The 12,228-nt window shown below is 72.7% G+C and carries 10 protein-coding genes; 7 read left to right on the top strand and 3 right to left on the bottom strand.

The features are described from left to right. Positions 1 to 39 precede the first annotated feature (39 nt). The 4 genes from ACYVD5_RS10955 to fahA all read left to right on the top strand — a co-directional run bounded on the left by ACYVD5_RS10955 (position 40) and on the right by fahA (position 5,207). Positions 40 to 1,746: an FAD-dependent monooxygenase gene (locus ACYVD5_RS10955; RefSeq protein ID WP_461000866.1), complete on the top strand. Its 1,707-nt coding sequence runs from the start codon at positions 40 to 42 to the stop codon at positions 1,744 to 1,746. After that, entirely contained in the window at positions 1,721 to 2,923 is a 1,203-nt protein-coding gene (locus ACYVD5_RS10950; RefSeq protein WP_461000865.1) for a homogentisate 1,2-dioxygenase domain-containing protein, read from the top strand. Before ACYVD5_RS10955 ends, ACYVD5_RS10950 begins: the two co-directional genes overlap by 26 nt. Further along, positions 2,920 to 3,903: a hypothetical protein gene (locus tag ACYVD5_RS10945; RefSeq protein WP_461000864.1), complete on the top strand. Its 984-nt coding sequence runs from the start codon at positions 2,920 to 2,922 to the stop codon at positions 3,901 to 3,903. Before ACYVD5_RS10950 ends, ACYVD5_RS10945 begins: the two co-directional genes overlap by 4 nt. Positions 3,904 to 3,977: 74 nt before the next feature. After that, positions 3,978 to 5,207: a fumarylacetoacetase gene (fahA, locus tag ACYVD5_RS10940; protein WP_461000863.1), complete on the top strand. Its 1,230-nt coding sequence runs from the start codon at positions 3,978 to 3,980 to the stop codon at positions 5,205 to 5,207. 274 nt (positions 5,208 to 5,481) lie between these two features. On the opposite strand, the gene ACYVD5_RS10935 is transcribed toward fahA, so the two are convergent. Next, complete coding sequence (locus tag ACYVD5_RS10935) at positions 5,482 to 6,402, bottom strand: glycoside hydrolase family 16 protein (protein WP_461000862.1); 921 nt, start codon at positions 6,400 to 6,402, stop codon at positions 5,482 to 5,484. A gap of 363 nt (positions 6,403 to 6,765) precedes the next feature. After that, on the bottom strand, positions 6,766 to 7,527 hold the full coding sequence (locus tag ACYVD5_RS10930; protein ID WP_461000861.1) for an NUDIX hydrolase: 762 nt from the start codon (positions 7,525 to 7,527) through the stop codon (positions 6,766 to 6,768). A 171-nt stretch (positions 7,528 to 7,698) separates the two neighbouring features. Here ACYVD5_RS10930 and ACYVD5_RS10925 point away from each other — a divergent pair, with 171 nt between their 5' ends. From ACYVD5_RS10925 to ACYVD5_RS10915, 3 genes are all read left to right on the top strand, one after another. Next, positions 7,699 to 8,385, top strand: a complete 687-nt coding sequence (locus ACYVD5_RS10925; protein ID WP_461000860.1) for a hypothetical protein — start codon at positions 7,699 to 7,701, stop codon at positions 8,383 to 8,385. 141 nt (positions 8,386 to 8,526) lie between these two features. Next, positions 8,527 to 10,374 carry a hypothetical protein gene (locus ACYVD5_RS10920; protein ID WP_461000859.1) on the top strand — a complete coding sequence of 616 codons (1,848 nt, stop codon included), beginning with the start codon at positions 8,527 to 8,529 and terminating at the stop codon, positions 10,372 to 10,374. A gap of 52 nt (positions 10,375 to 10,426) precedes the next feature. Beyond that, positions 10,427 to 11,362, top strand: coding sequence for a 5'-methylthioadenosine/S-adenosylhomocysteine nucleosidase family protein (locus ACYVD5_RS10915; protein WP_461000858.1), 936 nt, complete (start codon positions 10,427 to 10,429; stop codon positions 11,360 to 11,362). Between the two features lie 154 nt (positions 11,363 to 11,516). On the opposite strand, the gene ACYVD5_RS10910 is transcribed toward ACYVD5_RS10915, so the two are convergent. Beyond that, positions 11,517 to 12,128, bottom strand: a complete 612-nt coding sequence (locus ACYVD5_RS10910; RefSeq protein WP_461000857.1) for a TetR/AcrR family transcriptional regulator — start codon at positions 12,126 to 12,128, stop codon at positions 11,517 to 11,519. Between the last annotated feature and the right edge of the window lie 100 nt (positions 12,129 to 12,228).

The raw sequence follows: 12,228 nt of genomic DNA, 5'->3' as shown, positions 1-12,228 counted from the left end.
CGGCCGCACCCGCCTGCTCCGCCAGCGAACGGAGGCGACATGTCCGAGCCACCCGTACCGCCCGCAGAACCGCCCCGGGTACCGCCCCAAGCGGCGCCCGCCGCGCCCGTGCTGGTACTGGGCGCCGGTCCCGTCGGCCAGACCGCGGCGCTGCTACTGGCCCACTGGGGCCTGCCGGCCGTCATCGTCGACGCCCGGCCCGAACGCGACGCGGTCGGGTCCAAAGCCATCGTGCAGCAGCGCGACGTCCTCGACGTGTGGGCGTGCCTGGGCGCCGGCGCGGTCGCCGAAGAGGGGCTGACCTGGGACACCGCCCGCACCTTCCACCGCGACCGGGAACTGTTCAGCGTCCGGCTGCGCGACCGCGGCGCCTCGCCGCTGCCGCCGTTCGTCAACATCTCCCAGTCGCGCACCGAACGCATCCTGGACGACTGCCTGGAGGCGGCCGGCCTGGGCATCCGCTGGAACCACGAGGTCACCGCCATCGGCCAGGACGACTCGGGCGTGCGGGTGCGCTGCAGCACGCCCGAAGGGCCGGTGGAGCTGCGCGGCTCCTACGCCGTGTGCTGCCTGGGCGCGCACGGGCGGGTGGCCCGCGATGCGGTCGGCGCCGAATTCACCGGGTCCAGCTTCGCCGACCGGTTCCTCATCTGCGACATCCGCGCCGACCTGCCCGGCCGGGAACGCGAGCGCCGGTTCCACTTCGACCCCGAGCAGAACCCGGGCCGCCAGATCCTCATCCACCCCTGCCCCGACTCGGTGTACCGCATCGACTGGCAGGTGCCGCCCGACTTCGACCTGGAGCGCGAGGAGGCCGCCGGCGGCCTGGACCGCCGCATCCGCGAAATCATCGGCGAACGCCCCTACGAACTCGTGTGGCACTCGGTCTACCGGTTCCACACCCGCGTCGCCGAGCGGATGGGCGCCGGGCGCGTCCTGCTGGCCGGCGACTGCGCGCACCTGGTCGCCCCGTTCGGTGCGCGCGGCCTCAACTCCGGTGTGCACGACGCCGAGAACGCGGCCTGGAAGCTGGCCTTCGCCGCCAAGGGCTGGGCCGGCCCCGGGCTGGTCGACACCTACGCCGCCGAGCGGCTGGCGGCGGCCCGCGACAACGCCGAGATCACCAGCGCAACCATGCGTTTCCTGGTGCCCCAGACCGACAGTGAGCGCGCCCACCGCAGCGGCGTGCTGGAACGCGCGGGCACCGACCCGGCCGCCGCAGCCCAGGTCGACTCGGGCCGGTTGTTCGAGGCGTTCCACTACACCGAATCCGCGCTGACCACGCCGTGTGCCCAACGCCCGTTCCCCGGCCGCCCCGAACGCGGCCAACCGCCGGTGCCCTGCCCGGGCGTGATCGTGCCCGACGTGCCGCTCACCCTGGCCCACCGGCCCGACATCACCCGGCTGCGCCCGCTCGCACGCGAAGGCATCACCCTGATCGCCACCAGCGACGCCGGTGCCGCCCGCGCCCGCGCCGCCGCAACGCGCGCCACCGACGCACCCGTCACCGCGTTCGCATTGGAGCCGGCCGACACCACCGGTGCGCTGGCCGCCGCACTGGAGCCCCGCCCGGGCGACGTGTGGCTGGTGCGGCCCGACGCCCACATCGCGGCCGTGTGCGCCGAAGACGAGCCGGCGGCCATCACCGCGGCCGTACGCACCTGCCTGGGCGGCGCAACCGCCGCCGGGCGCGTACCCCGACCAGGAGAGGAGCAGGAAGGTGGCGTACTACCGACGGGTTGGTGAGGTGCCCCGCACCCGGCACACCCAGCACCGCACCCCCGAGGGCGGGCTCTACTACGAGGAACTGATGGGCGAGGAGGGGTTCTCCGCCGACTCCTCGCTGCTGTACCACCGCAACATCCCCTCGGCCATCGCCGACGCCCGCCCCTGGCAGGTGCCCGACCAGACCCGCACACCCAACTCGCCGCTCATCCCGCGCCACCTGCAACTGCACTCGCTGTTCGGCGACGAGTGGAAGTCGGCCGACCCGGTCGAGGGGCGGCGCCTGGTGCTGGGCAACGACGACGTGCGGATCTCCTACGCCGCCGCCGGGCGGCCCTCCGCGCTGTACCGCAACGCCATCGGCGACGAGTGCGTCTACGTGGAGTCGGGGCGTGCAACCGTCGAGACCGTCTTCGGCACGCTGCAGGCCGCCGGGGGCGACTACGTCATCCTGCCGCGCGCCACCACCCACCGCTGGATCCCCGAGGGCGAAGAACCGCTGCGCACCTACGCCATCGAGGCCAACAGCCACATCGTCCCGCCCAAGCGCTACCTCTCGCGCTACGGCCAGTTCCTGGAACACGCGCCCTACTGCGAACGCGACCTGCGCGGGCCCGGCGAGGTGCTGCTGGCCGAAGGCGGCGACACCGACGTGCTGATCAAGCACCGCGGCAACGGCCCCGGCGGCGTGGCGGGCACCCGCTACACCTACCCCGCCCACCCCTTCGACGTGGTCGGCTGGGACGGCTGCCTCTACCCCTACGTATTCAACGTCGAGGACTTCCAGCCCATCACCGGCCGCGTGCACCAGCCGCCGCCCGTCCACCAGGTCTTCGAGGGCCACAACTTCGTGGTGTGCAACTTCGTGCCGCGCAAGGTGGATTACCACCCGCTGTCCATCCCGGTGCCCTACTACCACTCCAACGTCGACTCCGACGAGGTCATGTTCTACTGCGGCGGCGACTACGAGGCGCGCAAAGGATCGGGCATCGGGCCCGGCTCGATCTCGCTGCACCCGGGCGGGCACTCCCACGGGCCCCAGCCCGGCGCCTACGAGGCCAGTGTGGGGGTGCGGTCCTTCGACGAACTGGCCGTCATGGTCGACACGTTCCGCCCCCTGGAACTGGGCGAAGGCGGTCGCGCCGCCGAGGACCCGGGCTATGCGTGGACGTGGGCCGGCGGGAGGCGGGCGCAGTGAGCGCCCAACCGCCGATCGGCCCTGACGCGGCGCGGCAGGCGGCGGCCCCTGCAGCGCCGGCACCGGGCACGGCGCCGCCTGAGGCACCGGATACCCCGCCGCTGTATGCCGCGCTGCTGGACGACGCGGCCCTGTTCCCACCCGGCAACGCGCCGATGGCGGCGGCCCTGGCCGCGCACCGGCGCTACCGGAACGGCCCGCAGGCGCCGCTGACCGGCCCGTTCGTGGTGGCCGCCAGCCGCCTTGCCGAGCTCGGCCGTGCGCTCGGCCCCGAGCCGGGGTCCCGCGCCGGCGCACCGCTGCAGGTGTGCGTGACCGTGCCCGAAGGGCCCGCGCAGGTGGGGCCGGCGCTGGCCGCGGCCGCGGAACTGCCCGGAGCCGAGCCGGCCGCGGTCGAGGTCGCGGCCACCGGCGCTGACGGCGGCGGCACCGGCACCGATCCCGCGGCCGGAGTCGCCCGCGCCGCCGCGGCACTGGACCGGCACCTGCCCGCCCGCACCGCCGGGTTCGTGGAGCTGCCCCGCGGCGCCGACCCGCGCCCCCTGCTGGACGCGCTCAGCGGCACCGCCCACCGGGCCAAACTGCGCACCGGCGGGGTGCGCGCCGCGGCCTTCCCCGGCGAGACCGAACTGGCCCGGGCACTGTGCGCCGCAGCCGAGCGCGGCCGCGCCGTCAAGTGCACCGCCGGCCTGCACCGCGCCATCCGGCACACCGGCGCCGGGACCGGCTTCCAACACCACGGGTTCCTCAACGTGCTGCTGGCGGTGCACGCCGCGCTGCAGGGCGCCGGGCCCGGGGAGACCGCCGGCGTGCTGGCGCTGCGCGACGGCGAGCGGGCGGCGGCCGAGGCGGCGGCGCTGCGCGGCGACCAGGCCCGCGCGGTGCGTGCACTGTTCACCTCGTTCGGCACCTGCAGCGTGCTGGAACCGCTGGGCGAGCTGGTCGGTTTGGGCCTGCTGCCGCAGGCCGTCCTGGGGTGAGCGCCTCGGCTCCGCCACCCGTACCCCCGACCGGCCCGACCACCCGTCCGCCCCTGACCGAGAGGACCCGCGACGTGTCCGCGCCCTATACCTGGCTTGATATCGACCCCGGCGACCCGTTCGGCCCGGCTGCCCTGCCCTACGGCGTCTACAGCACCGGCGACGCCCGCCCGCCGCGCATCGGCACGGCCATCGGCGACCGGATCCTGGACCTGGCCGCGGCGGCGCGCGAACTCGACGCGTCCTTCGCCGACACCGTCGACGCGCCCGTGCTCAACCCGCTGCTGGCCGCCGGGCCGGCCACCTGGCGCCGGGTGCGCGGCGCGCTGACCGCGTGGCTGACCGACCCCGCCTACGAGCAGGCGCTCCGCCCCCACCTGGTCGAACGGGCGCAGGCCGACATGCGCCTGCCCTTCGAGGTCGGCGACTACGTCGACTTCTACTCCTGCGAGCACCACGCCGCCAACCTCGGCCGGATCCTGCGCCCCGAGCAGGCGCCGCTGACACCCAACTGGAAGCACCTGCCCATCGGCTACCACGGCCGCTCGGGAACGGTGGCCGTCTCCGGCACCGGGATCGTGCGCCCCGCCGGCCAGCGCAAGCCGCCGGGGGCGGCCGGGCCGGAGTTCGGGCCCGCAACGAGGCTGGACATCGAGGCCGAGATCGGGTTCGTCGCCGGCGTGCCCTCGCCGCAGGGCCGGCGGGTGCCGGTGGCCGGTTTTGCCGAGCACGTCTTCGGCGCGTTCCTGGTCAACGACTGGTCGGCGCGCGACCTGCAGGCCTGGGAGAACGTGCCGCTGGGGCCGTTTCTGGGCAAGTCCTTTGCCACGTCGGTGTCACCGTGGGTGGTGCCGCTGGAGGCACTGCGGGCCGCCCGGATCGAGCCGCCCGCGCGCGATCCCGAACCGCTGCCGTACCTGCGCGACGCCCCCGGCGACCCGTGGGGCCTGGACATCCGGTTGGAGGTGGGCATCAACGGCCACACGGTTTCGCGGCCGCCGTTCGCGCAGATGTACTGGACACCCGCGCAGCAGTTGGCGCACCTGACCGTCAACGGGGCCTCGCTTCGCACCGGCGACATGTACGCCTCGGGCACCGTCAGCGGTCCCGGCGCCGGCGAGCAGGGTTCCCTCATCGAGCTGTCGTGGAACGGAGCCGAGCCGCTGGAGCTGCCCGACGGGAGCCGGCGGGAGTTTCTGGAGGACGGCGACACGGTCGCCATCACGGCGAGTGCACCGGGGCCGGGCGGCGCACCGATCGGGTTCGGCGAGGTGGTGGGGCACATCCTGCCGGCCTGGGAGTAGGCCGGTCGGGGCGGGCGAGGCACCGGCCCTGCAGACATGCCCGAAAATCAAAGCTGAGACGGGCGTCTCAGCATGGTCATCACCGGGGACCCGGGGCCTAAGAGCGCGGCCGGGGTCAGGGGCCGCGCCTGCCGGGCGGCGGCTGCGCCGCGAACGGTGCAGCAGCCGCCCGGTCCTTTCCGAGGGTGCTCGGCCGGCCGCCAGGCCATCGGGCCCTTGGGCGGGCGCAGGGCCGGCCGGACAGCAGGCCGACCCGCTGTCCGGCCATCAGGCATCAGCCCAGGTTGTACACCCGCACGTAGTCGATCTTCATCTGCTGGGGGAACTGCGTGCTGGCGTCGGGGCTGCCGGGCCAGGTGCCGCCGACCGCCACGTTCAGGATCATGAAGAACGGGTGGTCGAAGACCCACTCGTTGCCGCCCGCGTCGGCGGGGGTGAAGGTCTGGTAGGCGTTGCCGTCGACGAACCAGGTGATGCTCTGGGGGCTCCACTCGACCGCGAAGGTGTGGAAGGTGTCGGCGAACGCCCAGCCCTGCGGGTGGTAGTACGAGCCGGTGATGGGGTTGCCGCCGGAGTAGCCGGGGCCGTGCAGCGAGCCGTGCACGTCGGCCGGCTTGCTGCCGATGTTCTCCATGATGTCGATCTCGCCGCTGTTGGGCCAGCCGACCTGGCCGAGGTCGTTGCCCAGCATCCAAAACGCCGGCCAGATGCCCTGGCCGGTGGGGATCTGGATGCGGGCCTCGAACCGGCCGTAGCGGTGCTCGAACTTGCCGGCGGTGTTCATCCGGCCCGACGTGTACTGGCAGGGCCCGTAGTGGCACTGGTAGCCGGCCGGGTTGCCCTTGCGGGCGGTGATGACCATGTTGCCGTTGCCGTCGTGGGCGAGGTTGTCGCGGCGGTTGGTGTAGTACTGCAGCTCGTTGTTGCCGCCGCCGTCGCCGTTCACCTCGACGTTCCACTTGCCTGCGGCGGGCGCGGTGCCCGCGGCCCTGTTGAACTCGTCGCGCCAGACGATTGCGGCGCCCTGGCCGGCCTGCTGCCCGGCAGCGGCGGTCTCGGCGCCGGCGGGCCCGGTGCCGTCCATCGTGTTGAAGGCGATCAGCCCGGCGGCGGCGGTCGCCGCAGCGCAGGCGATTGCGGCCGCGCTCAGCAGGGGGCCGCGCCGGCGCCGGGTGCGGGGGGTCTCGGGGCTCATGAGTGACCGATCCGGGCGCTGCACCGGTCCGCGCGCGGCCGGGGGCCGCAACGGGGTGACACCGGCCGGTTGCGCCCTTGTCGTTGGGGGGCGGGGGTTGGGTCCGCTCCGCGGTAGGGGCCCGGTCGCGCCTGTCGGGGAAGGCGGATCGGCGCGGAACGGTGTTGACGTGCACGTAACCGGTACGTACACGACCGTCACCCTTTGTAGTTGGCAATGAACTTTACTAAAGCCGGGTAAAAATCCGCAAGAGGGAGGAAGCGGAGTTTCCGGGTTCGTCATCCCGTATCCGCTTCTCTGTAGAACTCGCGAGTGATGCGGACTGCAGAGTCCGAATCCGCGCCTGCTGCAGCTCACTGGCCATCAGTTCGGCAAAGGTGCTGGTGTGTCCGGGTGCTTGGCCGGTTCGCCGGAGCGCAGCAGCGGCGGGAACAGGGCGCGGGCGGTGCCGCGCCGGTAGAGCGCCGCCGGCCGGCCGGACTCCATGGCGCGCCGCTCGCCGGTGGGTTCGACGAACCCTGCGGTGCGGGTGACCTTGCGGCGGAAGTTGCTCGGGTCCAGCGCCGTACCCCAGATCACCTCGTATACCGAGCGCAGGTCGCTCATGGTGAACGGCTCGGTGCAGAAGGATGCGGCCGCTGTCGTGTACTCCAGTTTCGAGCGCGCCCGCTCGACACCGTCGGCCAGGATGGCGGCGTGGTCGAAGGCGAGGCCGTACCCGGCGCGCAGCGCCTCTTCGACCGGGACCCACCGCGCGGCGTCGGCGTCGGTGCCGGCGACCGGGGCCGGCATGTCCGGCCCCAGGGCCAGGTACGCGACGGTGACCGTGCGCCCGCGCGGATCGCGGTCGGGGGCGCCGTAGCTGCGCATCTGCTCCAGGTGCAGCGTGTGCCCGTCCAGGCCGGTCTCTTCGCGCAGCTCGCGCACCGCGGCATCGTCCAGGTTCTCGACCGGCCGCACATAGCCGCCGGGCAGGGCCGGCCGGCCGAGGAAGGGTGCGTTGCCCCGCTCGATGAGCAGCGCGTGCAGGGCACCGGCACGCACGGTGAGGATGACGAGGTCGGCGGTCACGGCCGCAGGGAAGGGGCCGGAGGCTCTGGCGGGTGTGGCGGGTGTGGCGCTCATCCCCCCAATCTATCTAAAAGTCACCTTGACCTCATGCCTCAGGCGTCGTTATGGTCAGATAAACCAGAAATGGTGGCCGGTAACCGGGACCTGCGGCGGTCCGCCGGTGGAGGCCGCGCCTTCGCCAATGGACGGGGCGGACCGCCGCAGGTCCCGGGGGAAGGGCGCGCAGTGGTGGATTTCCTGGTCGGGGTGGCCGGTTCGCTCGCGGCCACTGCACTGGTCGTGGCCGCCGGATGGCTGCTGTCATCGCGGGCGCGCCGCTGGGCCGTTGCCGCACTCGCCGGTGCGGCCGGGCTCGGCGTGCTGCGGGTGTACCGCCGGCAGCAGTCGGCCAACGCCGAGCTCGCCGCCGAGCTCGCCCGCGCCGACTGGTTGCGGGCCATGGTGGGCCGCGGCAACGAGCTGACCCGCGACACCTTCCTGCCGCTGTGGTCGGGCACCGGGCGCCCGCTGCGGTCCATCGGGATCCTGCTTCCCGACTCCGCGCCGGGCCGCGACACCTGGCTGGTGCGCCGCGAGACCGAAATACGTGCCGGCGACCCCGGATTCCGCGCGGGGCTGCTGGGCGAACAGGTGCGGCTCAACGCCCGGTATCTCGCCGAGGCCGCATCGGGAAAGGAGAACTGCGAGATCAGACACTACGACCTGCCGAACCACTTCCGGGTGATAATGACGGACAACACCGCCTTCATTACTCTTTACCAAAGTGGCGAGCACGGTCGGAACTCCCCTTGTATCGTCGCCCGCAGACCTGGCCAGGTATACGACTTCGCGCACCGGGTGTTCGCATCAGCGTGGGACTCGGCGCGCGGAGCGGAGCCCGTTTGCCGGATTCCCGCCGTTCCGCCGCACTGAATTGCCTTATCGCCTTTCCGGGTGTTTTCCCGGGTGTGGTGGCCAACGGCACAAGACATCCCCTTCCCCGCGTTCCCGGGTAACGCACCCCGAGCCAAGCGCCTCCCGAACGCGGGGTCTCCCGAACACAAGGAGATCGGCATGTCCGAACGCGTACCCCCGCCGGCGCCCCCGCCCCGCCCCGCGCCGGGTCCGCCGCACGTACCACCGCCGCGGCCGCCCGCCCCCGACGAGGTCAACTCGGCCGCCGGTGCCCGCGAATTCGATCCGACCACCCGCCTGCGGTGCGCAGCATGGCAGGACGCCCGTTTCCGCGACCGGGTGCTGGTCGAGCGGTGGGAGCACCGTTACCGCGCAGAGGGGCGCGAACCCGGGTTGCACGCCGCAGCCGTGGTGGCGGAATGCCGCCGCGCCCGCGCGACCTTGACGACCGCCGGAATACTGGTGGCCGCGGCGGTGGCGCTTATGGCGTTCTTCAATATCGGCTTCAGCGCTTCGGCCGCCCTGTTCGGTATCGTTGCCGCCTTCGTACTCCGCGGGCAACGCGGCGGCTCAGCGGAACCCGGGGGGTTGGAAGACGGCCGCGCGCGACGCGGACACCCATTCGTGCGGGCGTTTCTGATATACGGTGGGTTGAACATCGCGCTGCAAATACTCCTAGGGGTGTTCGGCGTGCTCGGCTTTCTCAGCGATGTGTCCGGAACCGAGTACGCCGAGAGCGTCCACGGCGGCGAACCGGAGGTCGGTATCGGCGGGCTGCTGCCCTGGCCCGCGGCGGCGGCCGTACTGTTCGCCCTACTCGTCGGTATCGGGTACTGGACCCACGTGCGGCGCAACAGTGCATTGAACGCGATCGTCAACGACGGCATCCGCAATTTCTCGCACTACGCCGCCGCGAGCGGGGTGGGATCCGTGCCCGTCGGCTTCTACAGCAGTTTCTCCCCCTTTGTCGGCGCGGGGATCCGGCTCACTCCGTGGCCGCTGACCTTGGATCTGCGGCCGGCGCGAACCCCCGGCGGCGTCGCAGCGACCGCAGCCGGCGGATCCGGCGCGCCCGGTCCAACCGGCACCAACAGCACGCCCGGTACGACCGGAGCCAACCGGATGGCTCCCGGGCTTCCTCCGGGTCCCGAACTCGTCGAGGTCCTCTACCAAGCACTGCGCCGGGACCTCGGCCGGCTCGGCGAACCCGGCGGGCCGGCGAGCACCCACCGCGGGGTCGACGTCGCCGACTGCGTCTTCGTGTCCGGCCTCCGGCACCGGCCGCCCGGCGAGGTGTCCGGCATGATGCGTGCCAACGGCGGTGCGGGCCCGCTGCGCCCGGAATGGGTGCGCGCACTGGTCCACAACTCCCACGAGCGCGCCCGCCACTTCATCGAAGCGGGTGTGGCCATGTGGGAGGGCCAGGTCGTGCTGACCGCCTTCGTCAAGCTGAGCGTGCACGGCGGGTCGCTCCGGATCGAAGGCGAGACCTTCGTTATGCCGCCGATCTCCCCGCGCTACGGCGTTTCCGGCAGGGCCCTGCCCACCGGCCATGGCGGCGGACACGGCGAGCTCCTCTGGTCGGCTTGCGCCGCCCTGCTGCCCGATTCGGCGGCCGCCATCGGCGAGGCCTGGCGCGACCAGGCGTCCCGCAGGCGCGAATGGAAGCTGCGCAGGGAGTACGCCCGCACGCTGGGCGCCGGGCTGATCGACTTCTCGCCCCGCATCAGCATCCGGCGGCTCGCCGGCGACGACAACTTCCGGCAGTTGTTCCAGGACCATGATGTGCAGCGCCTGTCCCGGGCCATCACCAAGCGCTGCCTGACCTCGCTCGCCGACGGACTCAGAAACCAGGGCTACGACACCCGCGACTTGGAAGGCATCGTGCAGAACATCAACCTCGGCCTGCAGAACTTCGGTGGCAGTACCAGCGTCAACGGCATCTTCTCCGTGGGCGGCGACAACACCATCAACCAGACCCCCGCCCCCCAACCCGCCAAGTCCTGAACCGGACCCGCCGAACCGTGCGGGTCCCCAACATGCAACGAAGAGAGCGCAGATGGACACCAACAGGGGCATCGCCAACCACGGGGACATGCACATCGACGGTGTCGTGAGCATGGGCGACGGCAACTCGATCACCCAGCACCGCGCCCCGCCGCCGTCCGCGTCCGCACCGCCGCCGGCGGCGGCGCGGAGGGCAAAAGCCGACGGCCAAGGCACCGGGCCCGGTCCGGTCGGCGGCGCGGTGGTCATCACCGCACTCGAATGCGAGTACCGGGCGGTCGCCGACCACTTGGCCGGCCCCCACGGCGAACAGACCGTCAGCGGCACCATCTACCGCACCGGCCTGCTGCATGGCGCGACCCGCTCCCGCCGCGTCGCCCTGGCCCAGGTCGGCCAGGGCAACGTCGGCGCTGCCGTGCACGTCGAGCGTGCGCGCAGCGCCTTCAACCCCGACCTGATCCTGTTCGTCGGCATCGCGGGCGGCCTGAAGGACGTGCGTATCGGCGACGTGGTGGTCGCCGATGCCATCTACGACTACGAGTCCGCCAAGGAGGAAGCGCACGCCGAACTACCGCGCATCAAGACCGCGGCGCCCTCGCACGCCGCTGTGCAGCGGGCGATGGACGTTGTCTTCCGCCAGGAGTGGCAGGAGCGCATCGCCGGGCCCCCGCCCGGACCGCAGCCGCGCGGGTTCGTCAAACCGATCGCAGCGGGCGGCAAACTCGTCGCCCATGAGCGGGCCCGCACGGCCGAACGCATCCGGGCCTACTGCGGCGATGCGGTCGCACTGGAGATGGAGGGCTACGGCGTACTGCACGGCGCCTACCTGAACGCCGACACCGCCGTCGTGGTCGTCCGCGGAATCTCCGACACGCTCACCGGCAAGGACGCTGAGAGCGACGCCGCCTGGCAGCCGGTCGCCGCACGGAACGCGGCGGCGTTCGCAGCCGCGTTCATGGAGCTGTTCACTCCCGAGCGGCGGGACTGATCCGGTTCGCGCGCCCGCAGGCGCGGCCGCGGCCGCCGCCGGCACCGCGGGTCCCGGTGCCGGCGGCTTCACTCGGCGGGGCGCTTCGCGGCCCCGGGACCCGGCAAGTGCGCGCTCGTCCGCCCGTTCCCGATCGGGGCGGGCGGGCGAGCGGTCAGGAGTCCGTGCGCAGGCCCGCGCAGGCGACCGAGACCAGCCGGCGCAGCGCGGATTCGTCCGTGCACCCGGGCTCGGGCGAGCGCGACAGGCAGGCCACCACGAGCGCCTTGACGTCGGCCACCTCGATGTCGGGGCGCACCGCGCCGGCCTGCTGGGCGCGGACAAGCAGACGCTCCATGGCACCCATGACGTCGTGTTCGGGGTCGGCGACCAGCGCGGCCTTTTCGTCGTCCGTTCCGCTCAGCGCGTCGGTCATTCCCCGATCCATCGCGCTCTCCTGCACCAGGAAGGCGAAGAAGGCGAAGAACGCCTCGCCCGGCTCCGCATCGGCGGCCAGCTCTTCGGCCCGGCCCACATAACGGTTCATCCGCTCCAGCAGGATGGCCTTGAACAGCGCCTGCTTCGTGGGGAAGTGGCGGCTGACGGTACCGGTGCCCACGCCGGCGCGGCGGGCGATCTCGTGCACGGGCACCGCTAGGCCTTCGGCGGCGAAGACCTGTTGGGCGACCTCCAGCACCCGGTCGCGGTTGCGGCGCGCATCGGCGCGCAGCGGTCGGTCTCCCGGCGCGTTCACTGCGGTGCCGTCGTGCTCGGTCTCGGTGCCCATGCGCCATCCGCTTCGTGCTGCGCGCCCGCCCCATGTACGGGCGCTGCCTGCAAAAATCCCAGCATAACCCCCACCTTTTCCGAGTTCCCGGAGCGTACCG

Source organism: Streptomonospora sediminis (assembly GCF_054778995.1).
Note: the sequence above shows the minus strand (reverse complement) of the source record. Positions and strands in the feature narration are given on the sequence as shown.

Excerpts from the sequence above, each read along its gene's own strand:
- ACYVD5_RS10955 (WP_461000866.1), top strand. The coding sequence starts at position 40 with ATGTCCGAGCCACCCGTACCGCCCGCAGAACCGCCCCGGGTACCGCCC.
- ACYVD5_RS10935 (WP_461000862.1), bottom strand. The coding sequence starts at position 6,402 with ATGAGCCCCGAGACCCCCCGCACCCGGCGCCGGCGCGGCCCCCTGCTG.
- ACYVD5_RS10930 (WP_461000861.1), bottom strand. The coding sequence starts at position 7,527 with ATGAGCGCCACACCCGCCACACCCGCCAGAGCCTCCGGCCCCTTCCCT.
- ACYVD5_RS10920 (WP_461000859.1), top strand. The coding sequence starts at position 8,527 with ATGTCCGAACGCGTACCCCCGCCGGCGCCCCCGCCCCGCCCCGCGCCG.
- ACYVD5_RS10915 (WP_461000858.1), top strand. The coding sequence starts at position 10,427 with ATGGACACCAACAGGGGCATCGCCAACCACGGGGACATGCACATCGAC.
- ACYVD5_RS10910 (WP_461000857.1), bottom strand. The coding sequence starts at position 12,128 with ATGGGCACCGAGACCGAGCACGACGGCACCGCAGTGAACGCGCCGGGA.